At 69.9% G+C, this 17,674-nt stretch carries 15 protein-coding genes; 13 read left to right on the top strand and 2 right to left on the bottom strand.

Going from position 1 to position 17,674, the window contains the following annotated elements:
- The first annotated feature begins 7 nt into the window (after positions 1–7).
- Genes moxR1 through AWB94_RS27500 form a run of 6 tightly spaced genes read left to right on the top strand, consistent with a single transcriptional unit; the run spans position 8 to position 5,864 of the window.
- The gene (gene moxR1 / locus AWB94_RS27475; protein ID WP_062655498.1) at positions 8–1,156 is read left to right on the top strand and encodes a chaperone MoxR1; all 1,149 of its coding nucleotides are present in this window, start codon (positions 8–10) and stop codon (positions 1,154–1,156) included.
- Positions 1,153–2,127, top strand: a complete 975-nt coding sequence (locus AWB94_RS27480) for a DUF58 domain-containing protein (RefSeq protein WP_234811901.1) — start codon at positions 1,153–1,155, stop codon at positions 2,125–2,127. The genes moxR1 and AWB94_RS27480 overlap by 4 nt, the downstream gene beginning before the upstream one ends.
- Before the next feature lie 28 nt (positions 2,128–2,155).
- A complete protein-coding gene (locus AWB94_RS27485) occupies positions 2,156–3,163 on the top strand; it encodes a VWA domain-containing protein (RefSeq protein ID WP_062655497.1) in 1,008 nt (335 codons plus the stop codon).
- 53 nt (positions 3,164–3,216) lie between these two features.
- Positions 3,217–3,969, top strand: a complete 753-nt coding sequence (gene fabG1, locus AWB94_RS27490; RefSeq protein ID WP_062655496.1) for a 3-oxoacyl-ACP reductase FabG1 — start codon at positions 3,217–3,219, stop codon at positions 3,967–3,969.
- A 50-nt stretch (positions 3,970–4,019) separates the two neighbouring features.
- Positions 4,020–4,829, top strand: coding sequence for an NADH-dependent enoyl-ACP reductase InhA (gene inhA, locus AWB94_RS27495; RefSeq protein ID WP_062655495.1), 810 nt, complete (start codon positions 4,020–4,022; stop codon positions 4,827–4,829).
- A 9-nt stretch (positions 4,830–4,838) separates the two neighbouring features.
- Positions 4,839–5,864 (top strand): ferrochelatase, encoded by a 1,026-nt coding sequence (locus AWB94_RS27500; protein WP_062655494.1) that lies wholly within the window; start codon positions 4,839–4,841, stop codon positions 5,862–5,864.
- Between the two features lie 5 nt (positions 5,865–5,869).
- Here the strand turns inward: AWB94_RS27500 and AWB94_RS27505 are convergent, their stop codons facing one another.
- The gene (locus AWB94_RS27505; RefSeq protein ID WP_062655493.1) at positions 5,870–6,718 is read right to left on the bottom strand and encodes an Rv1486c family protein; all 849 of its coding nucleotides are present in this window, start codon (positions 6,716–6,718) and stop codon (positions 5,870–5,872) included.
- Positions 6,719–6,796: 78 nt separating this feature from the next.
- Here AWB94_RS27505 and AWB94_RS27510 point away from each other — a divergent pair, with 78 nt between their 5' ends.
- The 3 genes from AWB94_RS27510 to AWB94_RS27520 all read left to right on the top strand — a co-directional run bounded on the left by AWB94_RS27510 (position 6,797) and on the right by AWB94_RS27520 (position 9,995).
- Positions 6,797–7,228, top strand: coding sequence for an NfeD family protein (locus AWB94_RS27510; RefSeq protein WP_062655492.1), 432 nt, complete (start codon positions 6,797–6,799; stop codon positions 7,226–7,228).
- Between the two features lie 20 nt (positions 7,229–7,248).
- Positions 7,249–8,469 carry an SPFH domain-containing protein gene (locus tag AWB94_RS27515; RefSeq protein WP_062655491.1) on the top strand — a complete coding sequence of 407 codons (1,221 nt, stop codon included), beginning with the start codon at positions 7,249–7,251 and terminating at the stop codon, positions 8,467–8,469.
- Between the two features lie 164 nt (positions 8,470–8,633).
- Positions 8,634–9,995 (top strand): hypothetical protein, encoded by a 1,362-nt coding sequence (locus AWB94_RS27520; RefSeq protein ID WP_131805219.1) that lies wholly within the window; start codon positions 8,634–8,636, stop codon positions 9,993–9,995.
- Positions 9,996–10,001: 6 nt separating this feature from the next.
- Here the strand turns inward: AWB94_RS27520 and AWB94_RS27525 are convergent, their stop codons facing one another.
- A complete protein-coding gene (locus AWB94_RS27525; protein ID WP_062655489.1) occupies positions 10,002–10,715 on the bottom strand; it encodes a TVP38/TMEM64 family protein in 714 nt (237 codons plus the stop codon).
- Positions 10,716–10,902: 187 nt separating this feature from the next.
- On the opposite strand from AWB94_RS27525, the gene mutA reads away from it, so the two are divergent.
- The 4 genes from mutA (at position 10,903) to lipL (ending at position 17,436) form a co-directional block, all read left to right on the top strand.
- Positions 10,903–12,723 (top strand): methylmalonyl-CoA mutase small subunit, encoded by a 1,821-nt coding sequence (gene mutA / locus AWB94_RS27530; protein WP_062655488.1) that lies wholly within the window; start codon positions 10,903–10,905, stop codon positions 12,721–12,723.
- A gap of 2 nt (positions 12,724–12,725) precedes the next feature.
- A complete protein-coding gene (scpA, locus tag AWB94_RS27535) occupies positions 12,726–15,005 on the top strand; it encodes a methylmalonyl-CoA mutase (RefSeq protein WP_062655487.1) in 2,280 nt (759 codons plus the stop codon).
- Positions 15,005–15,991, top strand: a complete 987-nt coding sequence (gene meaB / locus AWB94_RS27540; protein WP_062655486.1) for a methylmalonyl Co-A mutase-associated GTPase MeaB — start codon at positions 15,005–15,007, stop codon at positions 15,989–15,991. The genes scpA and meaB overlap by 1 nt, the downstream gene beginning before the upstream one ends.
- A gap of 161 nt (positions 15,992–16,152) precedes the next feature.
- Complete coding sequence (gene lipL, locus AWB94_RS27545) at positions 16,153–17,436, top strand: esterase/beta-lactamase LipL (protein ID WP_062655485.1); 1,284 nt, start codon at positions 16,153–16,155, stop codon at positions 17,434–17,436.
- Positions 17,437–17,674: the final 238 nt, after the last annotated feature.

Below are 17,674 nucleotides of genomic sequence, written 5' to 3' on the forward strand. Positions count from 1 at the left end.
AAGCTAGATGACGTCACCGAGTGGGCCGCCGCAGGGCGCCGGAGGCTACCCAGGCCCGGCCCCGACGCAGGGCTACCCGCCCGGAGCGCCGACACAGGCTTCCGCCGCCCCCGCCAACAACAGTGCGCTGCAGAACGAGGTGCACACGCTGGAACGCGCGATCTTCGAGGTCAAGCGGATCATCGTCGGGCAGGACCAGCTGGTGGAGCGCATGCTGGTCGGGCTGCTGGCCAAGGGGCACGTGCTGCTCGAAGGCGTGCCCGGCGTGGCCAAGACGCTGGCCGTCGAGACCTTCGCCAAGGTGGTCGGCGGCACCTTCGCCCGCATCCAGTTCACCCCGGACCTGGTGCCCACCGACATCGTCGGTACCCGCATCTATCGGCAGGGCAAGGAAGAGTTCGACATCGAACTCGGCCCCGTGGTGGTCAACTTCCTGCTCGCCGACGAGATCAACCGGGCGCCGGCCAAGGTGCAGTCGGCTCTGCTCGAGGTGATGGCCGAGCGCAAGATCTCCATCGGCGGCAAGACGTTCCCGCTGCCCACGCCGTTCCTGGTGATGGCCACCCAGAACCCCATCGAGCAGGAGGGCGTCTACCAACTGCCCGAGGCGCAGCGCGACCGGTTCCTGTTCAAGCTCAACGTCGACTACCCGTCGCCGGAGGAAGAGCGCGAGATCATCTACCGGATGGGTGTGAAACCGCCGGAGCCCAAGCAGATCCTCAACACCGGCGACCTGCTGCGCCTGCAGGAGGTGGCCGCCAACAACTTCGTGCACCACGCCCTGGTCGACTACGTGGTGCGCGTCGTCACCGCCACCCGTGAACCGGAGAAGTTCGGCATGCCCGACGCCAAGTCGTGGATCGCCTACGGCGCCTCGCCGCGTGCCTCGCTGGGCATCATCTCCGCCTCCCGCGCGTTGGCGCTGGTGCGCGGTCGGGACTACGTCATCCCGCAGGACGTCGTCGAGGTCATCCCGGACGTGCTGCGCCACCGCCTGGTGCTCACCTACGACGCGTTGGCCGACGAGATCTCCTCGGAGACCGTGATCAACCGCATCCTGCAGACCGTCGGATTGCCGCAGGTGAATGCCATTCCACAGCAAGGGCATTCGGCGCCGCCCGGGGTGCCTGCCGCGGCGGCGGCCAGCGGTCGGTGACCGGCACCGTGCCGGATCGTTCGGATCAGCCGAAGGCAGGCCGCACGGTCGACCTGCCGTCGCTCAAACGGGGCGAGATCCGCGACCCGCAGCTGTCGGCCGCGCTGCGCAAGCTCGAGCTCACGGTGCGCCGCAAGCTCGACGGGGTGCTGCACGGCGACCATCTCGGGCTGATCCCGGGCCCGGGATCCGAGCCCGGCGAATCCCGGATGTACCAGCCCGGCGACGACGTGCGCCGGATGGACTGGTCGGTGACGGCCCGCACCACCCACCCGCACGTCCGGCAGATGATCGCCGACCGCGAACTGGAGACCTGGCTGGTGGTCGACGTGTCGGCCAGCCTGGACTTCGGCACCGCCGGCTGCGAGAAGCGCGATCTGGCGGTGGCCGCCGCGGCCGCGATCGCCTTCCTCAACAGCGGCGGCGGCAACCGGCTCGGCGCGTTGATCTCCAACGGTGACACCCTGCGCCGCGTCCCGGCGCTGTCCGGCCGGCTGCACGAGCAGGAATTGCTGCGGGCCATCGCCACCACCCCGCAGGCGCCACCCGGGGTGCGCGGTGACCTGGCCGCCACCATCGACGCGTTGCGCCGCCCGGAACGCCGACGCGGGATGGCGGTGATCATCAGCGACTTCCTCGGCCCGATCGACTGGATGCGGCCGCTGCGCGCCATCTCCGGTCGGCACGAGGTGCTGGGCATCGAGATCCTCGACCCCCGCGATATCGAACTGCCCGATATCGGCGATGTGATCCTGCAGGACACCGAGACCGGTGTCACGCGGGAATTCACCATCGACGCCAAGCTGCGCGACGATTTCGCCAAGGCCGCCGCCGCCCACCGCGCCGAGGTGGCCCGCACCCTGCGCCGCTGTGACGCACCCCTGCTGACCCTGCGCACCGACCGGGACTGGATCGCCGACGTGGTCCGGTTCGTCGCCAACCGCCGGCGCGGCGCCCTGGCAGCCCGATGAGTATCGAAACGGAAATGACAAGCCGCACATGACTTTGCCGTTGCTCGGACCGATGACGCTGACGGGATTCGAACACAAGTGGTTCTTCCTGTTCCTGCTGGTGATCCTCGGCCTGGTCGGGCTGTACATCGTGGTGCAGCTGGCCCGCCAGAAGCGGATCCTGCGCTTCGCCAACATGGAACTGCTGGAGAAGGTGGCGCCCAAACAGCCCACCCGCTGGCGGCACGTGCCCGCCATCCTGCTGGTCGTGTCGCTGCTGCTGTTCACGGTCGCGATGGCGGGCCCCACCCACGACGTCCGCATCCCGCGCAACCGTGCGGTCGTGATGCTGGTGATCGATGTCTCGCAGTCCATGCGGGCCACCGACGTGGCACCCAGCCGGCTGGTCGCCGCCCAGGAGGCGGCCAAACAGTTCGCCGACCAGCTGACCCCGGGGATCAACCTGGGGCTGATCGCCTATGCCGGCACCGCCACCGTGCTGGTCTCACCGACCACCAACCGCGACGCCACCAAGAACGGCATCGACAAACTGCAGCTGGCCGACCGCACCGCCACCGGTGAGGGCATCTTCACCGCGCTGCAGGCCATCGCCACCGTCGGCGCCGTCATCGGCGGCGGTGACGAACCGCCGCCGGCCCGCATCGTGCTGATGTCCGACGGCAAGGAGACCGTGCCGTCCAACCCGGACAATCCCAAGGGCGCCTACACCGCGGCCCGCACCGCCAAGGATCAGGGCGTGCCCATCTCGACGGTGTCCTTCGGCACCCCGTACGGCTATGTCGAGATCAGCGACCAGCGCCAGCCGGTGCCCGTCGACGACGAGATGCTCAAGAAGATCGCCGACCTGTCCGGCGGCGAGGCGTTCACCGCGTCCAGCCTGGAACAGCTCAAGGCGGTGTTCACCTCGCTGCAGCAGCAGATCGGCTACGAGACCATCAAGGGCGACGCCAGCACGGGTTGGTTGCGCCTGGGCGCGCTGGTGCTCGCGCTGGCGGCGCTGGCGGCGCTGTTGATCAACCGCAGGCTGCCCGGCTGAGTGCGGGCACTCCGATTTCGGCGAACGGTGGGCTGGGCGATAGGTTTGGCGGCATGAGTGACGGTGAAGTCTCGCAACCCTCGGCTGGTCGTCCGCCCTTCGTGTCGCGCTCGGTGCTGGTGACCGGTGGCAACCGGGGTATCGGCCTGGCGATCGCGCAGCGCCTGGCCGCCGACGGCCACAAGGTCGCGGTCACCCATCGCGGATCCGGCGCCCCGGAGGGACTCTTCGGCGTCGAATGCGACGTCACCGACACCGCCGCCGTCGATCGCGCCTTCACCGAGGTCGAGGAGCACCAGGGCCCGGTCGAGGTGCTGGTCTCCAACGCGGGCATCTCCAAGGACGCCTTCCTGATGCGGATGACCGAGGAGCGGTTCACCGAGGTCATCAACGCCAACCTCACCGGGGCGTTCCGGGTGACCCAGCGGGCCTCGCGCAGCATGCAGCGCAAGCGCTTCGGCCGGATCATCTACATCGGTTCGGTGTCGGGGATGTGGGGGATCGGCAACCAGGCCAACTACGCGGCCGCCAAGGCCGGCCTGATCGGCATGGCCCGGTCCATCTCCCGCGAGCTGTCCAAGGCCGGCGTCACCGCGAACGTCGTGGCACCGGGCTACATCGACACCGAGATGACCCGCGCGCTGGACGAACGCATCCAGGAGGGCGCGCTGGAGTTCATCCCGGCCAAGCGGGTCGGCACCGCCGCGGAGGTCGCCGGCGCGGTGAGCTTCCTGGCGTCCGAGGACGCCTCCTACATCGCCGGCGCGGTCATCCCCGTCGACGGCGGCATGGGCATGGGTCATTAGCGGCGGTCACCAGAACTTCACGAATTAGCGCGAACAGTAAGGACTTTCACATGGCAGGGCTTCTCGAAGGTAAGCGCATCCTCGTCACGGGGATCATCACCGACAGCTCGATCGCATTCCACATCGCCAAGGTGGCGCAGGAGGCCGGCGCCGAACTGGTGCTCACCGGTTTCGACCGGCTCAAGCTCATCCAGCGCATCGCCGACCGGCTGCCCAAACCGGCTCCGTTGCTGGAACTCGACGTCCAGAATCAAGAGCACCTGGACTCGCTGGCCGGCCGGGTGTCCGAGGTGATCGGCGCGGACACCAAGCTCGACGGGGTGGTGCACTCGATCGGTTTCATGCCGCAGAGCGGGATGGGCATCAACCCGTTCTTCGACGCCCCGTACGAAGATGTCGCCAAGGGCATCCACATCTCCGCCTACTCGTACGCTTCGCTGGCAAAGGCCTTGCTGCCCATCATGAATCCCGGCGGCGGGATCGTCGGGATGGACTTCGACCCGACCCGCGCTATGCCGGCCTACAACTGGATGACCGTCGCCAAGAGCGCACTGGAATCGGTGAACCGGTTCGTCGCCCGCGAAGCGGGGCCCTACGGCGTGCGCTCCAATCTCGTTGCCGCGGGACCCATCCGGACGTTGGCGATGAGCGCCATCGTCGGCGGTGCGCTCGGCGCCGAGGCCGGGGACCAGATGCGGCTGCTGGAGGAGGGCTGGGATCAGCGCGCCCCGATCGGCTGGAACATGAAGGACCCCACCCCGGTCGCGAAGACCGTGTGTGCGCTGCTGTCGGACTGGCTGCCCGCCACCACCGGCACCATCGTCTATGCCGACGGTGGCGCCAGCACCCAACTGCTGTAGCGACATTCGATGAAGTTCGACGCCGTCCTGCTGCTGTCCTTCGGCGGACCCGAGGGGCCCGAACAGGTCATGCCGTTCTTGGAGAACGTCACCAGGGGGCGCGGCGTGCCGCCGGAACGGCTGGCGGCGGTCGCCGAACACTACCTGCACTTCGGGGGCGTGTCGCCGATCAACGGCATCAACCGTGAGCTGATCGGCGCCATCGAGGCCGAGATCGCGGCGCGCGGCTGGGATCTGCCGGTGTACTTCGGCAACCGCAACTGGGAGCCGTATGTGGAGGCCACCGTTGCCACCATGCGCGACGACGGTGTGCGGCATGCGGCGGTGTTCACCACCTCGGCCTGGGGCGGTTACTCCGGCTGTGTGCAGTACCAGGAGGACATCGCGCGGGGCCGTGCCGCGGCCGGTTCGGCCGCCCCGGAGTTGACCAAACTGCGGCAGTACTTCGATCATCCGTTGCTGATCGAGATGTTCGCAGACGCCATCCGCGACGCCGCGGCCACCCTGGCGCCGGATCTGCGTGACCGGGCCCGGCTGGTGTTCACCGCGCATTCCATTCCGCTGCGCGCCGCCTCTCGGTGTGGCCAGGACCTGTATCAGCGCCAGGTCGGCCATACCGCGAGCCTGGTCGCCGCCGCCGCCGGGTACGGCACCTACGACCAGGTGTGGCAATCCCGGTCCGGCCCCCCGCAGGTGCCCTGGCTGGAGCCCGATGTCGGCGATCATCTCGCGGCGCTGGCGCAGGCCGGTACCGAGGCGGTCATCGTGTGCCCGGTCGGCTTTGTCGCCGACCACATCGAGGTGGTGTGGGACCTGGACAACGAACTGGCCGAGCAGGCCGCGGCCGCCGGAATCGCGTTCGCGCGGGCCGGCACACCCAACGCCCAACCCCGATTCGCCCGGCTGGCAATGGATCTGGTCGACGAGGCCCAGCGCGGCCTGCCGCCGGTGCGCGCCGGTGGCGCCGACCCGGTGCCCGGTTACGGTTTCAGCACCAACGGTGCCGTCTGCACGCCGGGGTGCGCCGCCGGCTGACGGGGTTACCTACGCCAGGCCGAATACATGATCGCGTTGATCGCGGACAGCCGCGCCGAGCGCACCACCGAGGACAATGGCCGCAGGGTGTCGCTGGCGATCTGCATGGCCGACGAACTCTGCAGACCGATCGGCATCAGTCCGGAGCTGACGGTGATGATGGCGTCCACGTGTGCGGCGTTCTCCAGTACGCGCAACGCCCGCTCCGGTGCGTGGTCGGGCGCGCGATGCAACCGGGTGGCCTCCAGCAGCTGTTCCACCATGCCGCGCGGATCGTCCACGTCGGCGGCGCCGGCACCGGCCCGCAGCGCACCGAGCGCGTCGGCGGCCGAGCGCACCGCGGAGCGCAGGGTGTACTCGGCGTCACCGAGGTCGAGCTGCTCCACGATGCCCGGGGCCGGCACCGAGTACACGGTCCAGGCAAGGGAAATCGGGTCCGGCTCGTAGTCGGGGTCGTCGAGATCGTCGTAGTCGAATTCGGGCACCAGGCCGACGGCGCCGGCCGGATCCTGGCCGATGATGATGGCCTCGCCGATCGTGATGGCGTCACGCTGGAACTGCGTGCCCGCGGGCAGGCCGCGGACATCGCCGGGCACCGGCAGCACCAGTGTCAGTGCGGGGGCGCCCATCGGCGGGCCGGCCGCGGTGCGCATGGTCTGCAGCAGCGACATGGTGCCGGAATGGAACAGGTCCGGCCAGGGCAGCCCGGTACAGCCGGCCGCCACCGAGTCATAGGCGGTCACCGAATGTTTTGGCGCCCATTGGGATAACGCGTCCAACACGTCATCGGGCGCGGCCACCCCCGCGAGCCAGGAGTTGACCCACACCGACAGAGAAGCACTGGGGCACCACATGATGCTCGCAGTGTAATTGCTGGTGAGACATCCGGCCTGATGGCCCGCGGACAGGTCGCAAACGGCTACGCTGCCTGTATGCCCGCTTTGATCTGGCTGGTCGCGGCGCTGGCGCTGGCCGGTGCGGAAGCGCTGACAGGGGACTTCTTCCTGCTCATGCTCAGCGGTGGCGCCCTGGCCGCCACCGGGACCAGTTTTTTCTTCGACTGGCCGATCTGGGCCGACGGTGCGGTGTTCCTCGTCGTGTCGGTGCTGTTGCTGGTGCTGGTCCGGCCCGCGCTGCGGCGCCGGTTCACCGCCGGTACCGGGCTGCCCGAACCGGCGAAGGCGTTGGAGGGTAAGAGCGCGCTGGTGCTGGACACGGTGGCGCGCCACCAGGGACAGGTCAAGCTCGACGGAGAGGTCTGGACGGCCCGGCCCCTCAACGACAACGATGTCTTCGAACCCGGCGACCACGTCACCGTCATCCGTATCGACGGTGCCACCGCGGTCGTCTACAAGACCATCTGATCCCGGGGAAGGAATCCGCCATGGAAGGTGCTGTCGCCGGCCTCGTGTTGTTGGCCGTTCTGGTGTTGTTCGCCATCGTCGTGGTGGCCAAGTCGGTGGCCCTGATACCGCAGGCCGAGGCCGCGGTCATCGAACGACTGGGCCGGTACAGCAAGACGGTGTCGGGCCAGCTGACCCTGCTGCTGCCGTTCGTCGACAAGATCCGCGCCAGGGTGGATCTGCGCGAGCGCGTGGTGTCCTTTCCGCCGCAACCGGTGATCACCGAGGACAACCTCACGGTCAACATCGACACCGTCGTGTACTTCCAGGTGACCAACCCCCAGGCCGCGGTCTACCAGATCAGCAACTACATCGTCGGCGTCGAGCAGCTGGCCACCACCACACTGCGCAACGTCGTCGGCGGGATGACGCTGGAACAGACCCTGACCTCGCGCGACTCGATCAACGGGCAGCTGCGCGGGGTGCTGGACGAGGCGACCGGCCGGTGGGGGCTGCGGGTGGCCCGGGTGGAGCTGCGCAGCATCGACCCGCCGCCGTCCATCCAGGACTCGATGGAAAAGCAGATGCGCGCCGATCGTGAGAAGCGCGCCATGATCCTCACCGCCGAGGGCAGCCGGGAAGCGGCCATCAAGGCCGCGGAGGGCCAGAAGCAGGCGCAGATCCTGGCGGCCGAAGGCGCCAAGCAGGCCGCGATCCTGGCCGCCGAGGCCGATCGGCAATCCCGGATGCTGCGCGCCCAGGGTGAGCGCGCGGCCGCCTACCTGCAGGCGCAAGGGCAGGCCAAGGCCATCGAGAAGACCTTCGCGGCGATCAAGAAGGGCCGCCCGACCCCGGAGATGCTGGCCTACCAGTACCTGCAGACGCTGCCGCAGATGGCCAAGGGGGAGGCCAACAAGGTGTGGCTGGTGCCCAGCGATTTCGGTTCGGCGCTACAGGGATTCACCAAACTGCTGGGTGCGCCCGGCGAGGACGGCGTGTTCCGCTACACCCCGTCGCCGGTGGACGACGGCCCGTCGAAATCCGACCAGGACGAGGCCGATGAGGTCGCGGACTGGTTCTCCACCGAGACCGATCCGGCCATCGCCCAGGCCGTGGCGCGGGCCGAGGCCGAGGCGCGCTCGACCGCCCCGCCATTGGGCGCTCCGGCGTCCCTGCCGCCCACCCCGCCGGCGCCGACGGCCGACGGGCCCACCCAGCAGCTGCCCGGCGGCCCGTACCCGGGTGGCGCGCACCGCGTGTAGCGGGGTCACGAGCCGGTGACGGTCGATGTGGATTCGCCGGGATTTCGCTGAACGCGTCGATAATTTGTCCGCGGTGACATATCTTATGATTGCCGGAGCTCGTTGTGTGTGAGATGCGGCCGGTATGTGGTGACCGGCGAAACTGGGGTGCGAGGAACGATGCCATGAGGCGGATGCGCAGTGCGATGAGCGTGTGCGCGGTGTCGGCGACTCTGTTCCTCGGGGGCGGCGGAATTCTCGGTTCGGCGGCGGTTGCCATGGCCGACACCGGCAGCGACAGCGGCGGATCGTCCTCGCAGACCGGGACCGGCGGCGACACCTCGACCGGTTCGTCGGCTTCGTCCACCTCGCCGTCGAACACGACCACCAAGAACCTCCGGCCGGGTGCGGTCATCGCCGGTATCCAGGACCGGGTGCGGACCACCATCCGGGACTTCACCGGGTCGTTCGGCGGGTCCGGCACCACACACCAGACGCCGAAGGTGACCATCTTCCCGCCGCCGCGCTCCCAGCAGACGGCCACCGACGGTGCCGCCGGCAGCGGGCAGACCTCGTCGTCGACCGACCCGAAGAGCACCACCGCGGGCGGCGCACCGTCGACGGATCCGTCGACCACACCGTCCACGGGGCCCTCCACGGCGCCCTCCACACCGCCCACCACGGCGCCGTCCGCACCGCCGAAGCCCAAGCCGGCGTCGCCGTTCTCGTTCAAACCGCCGCCGGTGAACCAGCTGGCATCCTCGGTGTCGGGTTCCATCAACGCCGCCACCAACTCCGCCAGGAACGCCATCGACGCGCTACCGACCCTGCTGTCGACGCTGCCGACGTCGACCAACCCGGTCGGTGACGTGCTGGCCACCGTGCAGTCCGTGCTGACCTCGGTGGGCGAATCGGTCACCACCATCACCGAGATCCCCGGTGACCTCTCCACGCTGCTGGGGTTCCCGGCCACCTCGACGCCGCCCGCCGCCACCGTCGGCGGCAGCACCGACGTCCTGCGGGTGACCGCGCCGGCCGCCACCCCGATGGACCTGCTGCCGGTGCTGCTGGCGCCGGTCCCCGCGACCCCCGCCGTCGTGACGCCGGCCGCGCCCGTCGCGGCACCGCCCGCCTTCGCGGGTACGGCGTCGGTCGGGCTCAGCCAGGAACTGGCCAGCACCGAGCCGCTGGCGCTGCACGGCGTGAGCTCGACCGGGTCGGCGGCGTCGGTTCTGGAACGCGCGGTCAGCAAGATGCTCGTGCCGGTGTCCATCGCGGCGCTGGCCGCCCTCGCGCTGCCGGGTCTGGGGGGTCTGCTGGTGGTGTCCGGCGTGGGCGTGCGTATCGGCTACCGCCAGGCCAAGGCGAATTTCGTCATGCAGGCCTCGGGCATCGCCCGCTTCGCCGGCCCCGGACCGCTGGGCGTCGTCCGTTCGGGTTCCTTCATCGCGGTGTCCAGGCGAGCCGGGGCGGTGTCCAACCGCGCCGAGCGCCGGCAGGCGGCCGCCGCGCCGCTGTCGGTCGTGGCGTTCGACCAGGCCGCCTGATCCGCCTCAGTCCGCAGACCGGTCCCGGTGGTGGCGCCGGTGTGCCCGGATCTCGTAGATCAGGCCGGCCATCCCGAGACCGGCCGTACACAGTGACACCAGAAACAGCAGCGGGCTGATATTGCCGGTCAGGGCGTCGCCGAGGATCACGATGGCCGCGGTGCCGGGAGCCAGCCCGACGACGGTCGCCACGGTGTAGGGCAGCACCCGCACCGCCGACGCTCCCGCGGCGTAGTTGAGCACCGAGAACGGCACGGCCGGGATCATCCGCATGGACAGCACCGATACCCAGCCGCGCTCACGCAGCCGGGCATCCAACGAATCCACCCGCGGATGCCGGACCAGCTTGCTCAGTTGCCAGCCCGCCGCCCGCACCAGCACCAGCGCCAGCACGGCGCTCAGGGTGCTGGCGACCACGGCGATGGACACACCGAGCCATGGGCCGAACAACAGGCCGGCGGCCAGGGTGAAGGCGGTCCTGGGGAACGGGAACACCGTCACCACCACATGAGCCGCGAAGAACGCCAACGGAAACCACGGACCCACCGAGGTGGCCCAGTCGCGCAGCTGCACCGCGCTCGGCAACGGCACCCACAATGCCAGTGCGACGAGAATCACAGCGGCCGCCGAAAGGGCCAGCACCCGGCGGCGGGGTAGTTGGGCCGCCGTCGATGTCACTGCGGCCCAGACCGTGCGCAACGTGCTGGCGGCGGCGTTCACGTCTGCCAAGACTACGGGGCAGCCGAAGGAGACGCCGGTCACGCTACTGATCAGTAGCCTTTGCCCGCCCCGCGTTGGCGTGATACCGATCATTTAGCCTCAGGTGAGAAGGCCCCAATCACACCTGGCTAGTCTAACTAGGTCAGACAGGGCTTGATCCCAAGCCGCGACAACCCAGGAGCCGCGAGTGTCCTCGAGCGTCATTGAATCGGATCGCGCGCGCTGGCGGTCCGGTGTGGCCGGTGTGCTGGCCAAGAGCAGCCGCCGCGACCCGGCGGAACTGCCCGCCGAGCCCGAACGTCTGCTCGACTCACCCACCTACGAAGGCTTCCCGGTGCGGCCGCTGTACACCGCCCTGGACGGACGTCCCGAGGCGCCGTTGCCGGGACAGTGGCCGTACACCCGCGGTGCCGACGCGCTGCGTGACGTGCACGCCGGCTGGAAGGTCGCCGAGGTGTTCCCGCTGCCCGGCCAGACCGCCGTCACCGAGGGCAATGCCACCGTGCTCGGCGCCCTCACCGACGGGGTGAGCGCGCTGCAGCTGCGCGGGGTGGCGCCCGCGGAACTGGACCGGCTGCTGGAAGGGGTGTTCCTGGAGCTGGTGCCGGTGATCCTGGACGCCGGTGCCGACTACGCCGCCGCCGCCGACGCGGTGTTGGCCCTGCTCGGTGGGTTCGACGACGAGCAGCGCGCCCGGCTGTCGGTGGACCTGGGCGCCGATCCGTTGACCGCGGCCCTCGGCGGTGCCGCGACCGCGACCCTCGACGAGGTGATCGCGGTGGCGGGCAAGGCCGTCGCATACCGCGGTGGGGTGCGGGCCGTCACGGTGGACGGCCCCGCATTGCACAATCTGGGCGCCAGCGCCTCGTGGGAGCTGGCCGGTGCCGTCGCGGCCGGGGTGGCCTATCTGCGCATCCTCACCGAGGCCGGGCTGCCGGTGGCCGAGGCTCTGGCGCAGATCAGCTTCCGGTTCGCCGCCGACGACGACCAGTTCCTCACGATCGCCAAACTGCGTGCGGCGCGCACACTTTGGGCGCGGGTGGCCGAGGTCGTCGGTGCCGACGCCGAGGGCGCCGCGACCGTCCACGCCGTCACGTCGGCGCCCATGATGAGCCAGCGCGACCCGTGGACGAACATGCTGCGCACCACGGTCGCCGCTTTCGCCGCCGGTGTCGGCGGCGCCGACACCGTGTTGGTGCAGCCGTTCGACTCGGCCATCCCGGGCGGCCTGCCCGGTACCGCGGCCAGCTTCTCGCGCCGCATGGCGCGCAACACCCAGTTGTTGCTGTTGGAGGAGTCGCACCTGGGCCGCGTGCTGGATCCGGCGGGCGGCTCCTGGTTTGTCGAGGACCTCACCGCCGGCCTGGCCGAGCAGGCCTGGGCGCACGTCCAGGACCTCGAGCGCCGCGGCGGTTTCGGCGCCGCCCAGGGCTACCTGACCGCGCAGATCGCCGAGATCCGGGACCGTCGCACGGCGGACATCGCGCACCGTCGCAAGGCGCTCACCGGGGTCAACGAGTTCCCCAACCTGGCCGAGAAGCCGCTTCCGGCAGTCGATCCGGAACCGCGGGTACTGCGCTACGGTGCCGGTTTCGAAGCGCTGCGGGACCGCTCCGACGCCTACCTGAGCGCGCACGGCACCCGCCCGAAGGTGCTGCTGCTCCCGCTGGGACCACTGGCCGAGCACAACATCCGCACGACGTTCGCGTCGAACCTGCTCGCTTCCGGTGGCATCGAGGCGGTCAACCCCGGCACGGTCGATGCGGCCGGCGTTGCGGCGGCCGCCGACGGACTGACCGTCGCGGTGGTCTGCGGCACCGACGCCCGGTACGCCACGGAAGCCTCCGACGTGGTGGCGGCCGGCCGGGCCGCCGGCCTGACCCAGATCTACCTGGCCGGACCGGACAAGGCCGTGGCCGACGCCGAGCACAAGCCGGACGATTACCTGACCGCGAAGATCGATGCGGTGCAAGCGCTTTCGACCCTACTCACCCGATTGGGGGCCTAGCCATGACTGCATCACATATCGCCGCCGGGGCGGCTCCGGCCGTAACCGGCATCCCGAGTTTCGCCGATGTCCCGCTCGACGGTGAGCGCACCCCGGCCGCGCCGACCGCCGGGGACGTCGCCGAGCTCACCGCGAACGCCGCGGCCGCGCACGGCTACACCCCCGACCAGCTGGACTGGGTGACCCCGGAGGGCATCGAGGTCAAACCGGTGTACACCGCCGCCGACCGCGACGAGGCCGCCGCGGCCGGCTACCCGCTGCACAGCTTTCCCGGTGAGCCGCCGTTCATCCGCGGTCCGTACCCGACGATGTACGTCAACCAGCCCTGGACCATCCGGCAGTACGCCGGCTTCTCCACCGCCGCGGAATCCAACGCGTTCTACCGCCGCAACCTGGCCGCCGGCCAGAAGGGCCTGTCGGTGGCCTTCGACCTGGCCACCCACCGCGGCTACGACTCCGACCACCCGCGCGTCGCCGGCGACGTCGGCATGGCCGGTGTGGCGATCGACTCGATCCTGGACATGCGCCAGCTGTTCGACGGGATCGACCTGGGATCGGTGTCGGTGTCGATGACGATGAACGGCGCGGTGCTGCCGATCCTGGCGCTGTACGTGGTGGCCGCCGAGGAGCAGGGGGTGCCGCCGGAGAAGCTGGCCGGGACCATCCAGAACGACATCCTCAAAGAGTTCATGGTCCGCAACACCTACATCTATCCGCCGAAGCCCTCCATGCGGATCATCTCCGACATCTTCGGCTACACCAGTGCCAAGATGCCCAAGTTCAACAGCATCTCCATCTCCGGCTACCACATCCAGGAGGCCGGGGCGACGGCCGATCTGGAGCTGGCCTACACGCTGGCCGACGGGGTGGAGTACATCAAGGCGGGCCTGGACGCCGGGCTGGACATCGACAAGTTCGCGCCGCGGCTGTCGTTCTTCTGGGGTATCGGGATGAACTTCTTCATGGAGGTGGCCAAGCTGCGCGCGGGCCGGCTGCTGTGGAGCGAGCTGGTGTCCCAGTTCGACCCGAAGAGCTCGAAATCCCTTTCGCTGCGCACCCATTCGCAGACCTCGGGCTGGTCGCTGACCGCTCAGGACCCGTTCAACAATGTCGCCCGCACCTGTATCGAGGCGATGGCGGCCACCCAGGGACACACCCAGTCGCTGCACACCAACGCCCTCGACGAGGCGCTGGCGCTGCCCACCGACTTCTCCGCCCGCATCGCCCGCAACACCCAGCTGGTGCTGCAGCAGGAGTCCGGGACCACCCGGCCCATCGACCCGTGGGGCGGCTCGTATTACGTGGAGTGGCTCACCCACCAGCTCGCCGAGAAGGCGCGCGCTCATATCGCCGAGGTCGCCGAGCACGGCGGCATGGCGCAGGCGATCGGTGAGGGCATCCCCAAGCTGCGCATCGAGGAGGCCGCCGCGCGCACCCAGGCGCGCATCGACTCCGGCGCCCAGCCGGTGATCGGCGTGAACAAATACCAGGTCGACGAGGACCAGGAGATCGAGGTCCTCAAGGTCGAGAACAGCCGGGTGCGCGCCGAGCAGCTGGCCAAATTGGAGCAACTCCGCGCGGAAAGAGATGAGCGCGGGACACAATCCGCGCTGGCCGAGTTGACCCGCGCGGCGGCGGCTTCCGGGCCGGCGGGGGAGGACGGGCTGGGTAACAACCTGTTGGCGCTGGCCATCAATGCGGCCCGGGCGCACGCCACCGTCGGCGAGATCTCCGACGCGCTGGAAAAGGTGTACGGCCGGCACCAGGCCGAGATCCGGACCATCTCCGGTGTCTATCGGGACGAGGTGGGGGGCAGCCGAAACGTGACCACCGCAACGGAATTGGTCGAGAAGTTCGCCGAGGCCGACGGGCGCCGGCCACGCATCCTGGTGGCCAAGATGGGCCAGGACGGCCACGACCGCGGCCAGAAGGTGATCGCCACCGCCTTCGCCGACATCGGTTTCGACGTCGACGTCGGCTCGCTGTTCTCCACCCCGGAGGAGGTAGCCCAGCAGGCCGCCGACAACGACGTCCACGTCGTCGGGGTCTCCTCGCTGGCGGCCGGCCACCTGACGCTGGTGCCCGCCCTGCGCGACGCACTGGCCGCCGTCGGACGCCCCGACATCATGATCGTGGTGGGCGGCGTCATCCCGCCGGGCGACTTCGACGAGCTGTACGCGGCGGGTGCGACGGCGATCTTCCCGCCGGGCACCGTCATCGCCGACGCCGCGGTCGGCCTGCTCGGCAAGCTGGCCGAGCGGTTGGGTTACCAGCTGAGCTAGTGGCAGCCGACACAGGAGACCTCGCCGCGGCGATCCGCAACGGCGAGCGTGCCGCGCTGGCGCGGGCGATCACGCTGGTCGAGTCGACCAGGGCCGACCACCGCGAGCGCGCCCAGCAGTTGTTGCTGCAACTGATGCCGCACGCCGGCACGGCCTTGCACGTGGGGATCACCGGTGTGCCCGGGGTGGGGAAGTCCACCACCATCGAGGCGCTGGGCATGTACCTGATCGAGCACGGCCACCGGGTGGCGGTGCTGGCGGTGGACCCTTCGTCGACCCGCACCGGCGGGTCGATCCTGGGCGACAAGACCCGGATGGCCAAGCTGGCCGTGCACCCGGACGCCTATATCCGGCCGTCGCCGACCTCGGGCACCCTCGGTGGGGTGGCCCGGGCCACCCGGGAGACCATCGTGCTGTTGGAGGCGGCGGGCTTCGACGTCATCCTGGTCGAGACCGTCGGCGTCGGGCAGTCGGAGGTGACGGTCGCCGCGATGGTCGACACGTTCGTCTTCCTGACCCTGGCGCGCACCGGTGACCAACTGCAGGGCATCAAGAAGGGTGTGCTGGAGCTCGCCGACGTGGTGGTGGTGAACAAGGCCGACGGTGAGCACGCCGTCGAGGCGAAGGCTGCGGCCCGGGAACTGGCGGCGGCGCTGCGCCTGATCTATCCGCGCGAAACACTGTGGCGGCCACCGGTTCTCACCATGAGCGCACTGACCGGCGACGGCCTCGCCCAGTTGTGGGAGACCATCGAGCGCCACGGCGACGTGTTGCGCGGCGCGGGGGAGTTCGACCGGCGGCGGAGGGCGCAGCAGGTGGAGTGGACCTGGGCGATGGTGCGTGACACCGTCCTGGACCGGGTGTTGTCGCATCCGGCGGTGCGCGCGTTGCGGGCCGACGTGGAGCGCCGGGTGCGTGACGGTGAGCTGACGCCGGCGCTGGCAGCACAGGAGATTCTGGCCGCCGCCGACCGGCCCCGAAGCTGACCGCGATTTGCCGCGGGGCGTGCCGGCAACCGACTCGAGGCGATGCTGCGGGACGTTCGCCGCGGCAACCGGGTCGAGCCCACACCAGGCTTACAGATAGGTAACGCTGCTCGATAGTTAGCTATACGACGGAGTAAATTGTTGTCATCGTGACCCACGCAATGGAGGGCGGGCGCAGCGCGGCGCGGCCCTATGACGACGATCGCGCGGAGCTGCCGCACGGCGTGCACGGGGCGGCCGACCCGAGCTTCGGCCGTGTTGTGGGGGCTTTCGCCCAGCTGTTCCGCCACCCCCGGTTGGGCGGCGGGGCCTTGGCGGTCTACCTGGACGGCGTACCGGTCGTCGACGTGTGGACCGGATGGTCGGACCGGCGCGGTACCCGGCCGTGGACGGCCGACACCGGGGCCATGGTGTTCTCGGCGACCAAGGGCCTGGCCTCCACCGTCATCCACCGCCTCGCCGATCGTGGGCTGATCGACTACGAGGCGCCGGTTGCGCAGTATTGGCCGGAGTTCGGCGCCAACGGCAAGGCGGACATCACCGTCCGTGACGCCATGCGGCATCGTGCCGGGCTGTCCCAGTTGGGCGCGGTCACCACGGCCGAGCTGCTCGACCACGAACTCATGGAGCACCGGGTCGCCGCGGCCCGGCCGGGCCTGTTCCGCGGCCGGCCGGCCTACCATGCGCTCACGTACGGCTGGCTGCTGGCGGGGCTGGCGCGCGCGGTCACCGGCTGCGGGATGCGGGACCTGTTCCGGTCCGAGCTGGCCGCCCCGCTCGGCGTCGACGGGCTGCACCTGGGCCGCCCGCCCGGTTCGGCGCCGACACAGCCGGCGCGGATCATCGGGCCGCAGGGCGCGTGGAAGAACCCGGTCTTCGACGTCATCGCGCCGCAGTTGGCCGCCCTGCCGTTCTCGGGCGGTTTCGGCGCCATGTACTTCCCGGGGATGCGCTCGATGGTGCAGGGCGACATGCCGCTGCTGGACAGCGAGATGGCCTCGGCGAACGGCGTGGTGACGGCGCGTGCCCTGGCCCGCCTGTACGGGGCCATCGCCAACGGCGGCGAGCTCGACGGCACCCGCTTCCTGTCCCCGGCGCTGGTGGACGGGCTGACCGCTCGGCCGAGCTGGCATCCCGACGGGTCCATGCTGATGCCGATGTCGTTCCACCTCGGCTACCACGGCCTGCCTCTTCCCGGCGTGCTGCCGGGCTTCGGCCACGTGGGCCTCGGCGGCTCGCTGGGCTGGGCAGATCCGGCCGCCGGCCTGGCGTTCGGGTACGTGCACAACCGGTTGTTGACCCCGATGCTGGTGCCTGACCAGGCAGGATTCGTCGCGACCGCGGCGCTGATCCGGCATGCCGCCGGACGGGCCCGGAATCGCGGTTTCGCCGGGATTTCGCAGTTCGGCGCGCCTTTCTCCTACCCCTCCCCGGCGGCCGGTTAGAGGCCGTGCAACGGGCTCCGAAGTTTTGCTTGGAGTGTCAACTAACTCGTCGGTAAGGACTTGGGCGGATATTGCTGCGCCCCCGCGCGAAGCCTTCCCGGCGGGGGTCCGCCGGGCGGTCGTGACACATGTCACTGCGTCATCGAGCCCGCTTTCCTGGCCGTCTTGCGGGGGCTGTCGTCGTTACCTACGGTGGCGTTGCCATCAGTCGATGTCCGGCTTGTCGCGACGTGGATTG

The organism is Mycolicibacterium canariasense (assembly GCF_002101555.1).
Lineage (GTDB): Bacteria > Actinomycetota > Actinomycetes > Mycobacteriales > Mycobacteriaceae > Mycobacterium > Mycobacterium canariasense.

What these genes read in the sequence shown, in the direction of transcription:
- moxR1 (WP_062655498.1), top strand. Translation starts at nt 8, where the DNA reads ATGACGTCACCGAGTGGGCCGCCGCAGGGCGCCGGAGGCTACCCAGGC.
- AWB94_RS27485 (WP_062655497.1), top strand. Translation starts at nt 2,156, where the DNA reads ATGACTTTGCCGTTGCTCGGACCGATGACGCTGACGGGATTCGAACAC.
- fabG1 (WP_062655496.1), top strand. Translation starts at nt 3,217, where the DNA reads ATGAGTGACGGTGAAGTCTCGCAACCCTCGGCTGGTCGTCCGCCCTTC.
- inhA (WP_062655495.1), top strand. Translation starts at nt 4,020, where the DNA reads ATGGCAGGGCTTCTCGAAGGTAAGCGCATCCTCGTCACGGGGATCATC.
- AWB94_RS27500 (WP_062655494.1), top strand. Translation starts at nt 4,839, where the DNA reads ATGAAGTTCGACGCCGTCCTGCTGCTGTCCTTCGGCGGACCCGAGGGG.
- AWB94_RS27505 (WP_062655493.1), bottom strand. Translation starts at nt 6,718, where the DNA reads ATGTGGTGCCCCAGTGCTTCTCTGTCGGTGTGGGTCAACTCCTGGCTC.
- AWB94_RS27510 (WP_062655492.1), top strand. Translation starts at nt 6,797, where the DNA reads ATGCCCGCTTTGATCTGGCTGGTCGCGGCGCTGGCGCTGGCCGGTGCG.
- AWB94_RS27515 (WP_062655491.1), top strand. Translation starts at nt 7,249, where the DNA reads ATGGAAGGTGCTGTCGCCGGCCTCGTGTTGTTGGCCGTTCTGGTGTTG.
- AWB94_RS27520 (WP_131805219.1), top strand. Translation starts at nt 8,634, where the DNA reads ATGAGGCGGATGCGCAGTGCGATGAGCGTGTGCGCGGTGTCGGCGACT.
- scpA (WP_062655487.1), top strand. Translation starts at nt 12,726, where the DNA reads ATGACTGCATCACATATCGCCGCCGGGGCGGCTCCGGCCGTAACCGGC.
- lipL (WP_062655485.1), top strand. Translation starts at nt 16,153, where the DNA reads ATGGAGGGCGGGCGCAGCGCGGCGCGGCCCTATGACGACGATCGCGCG.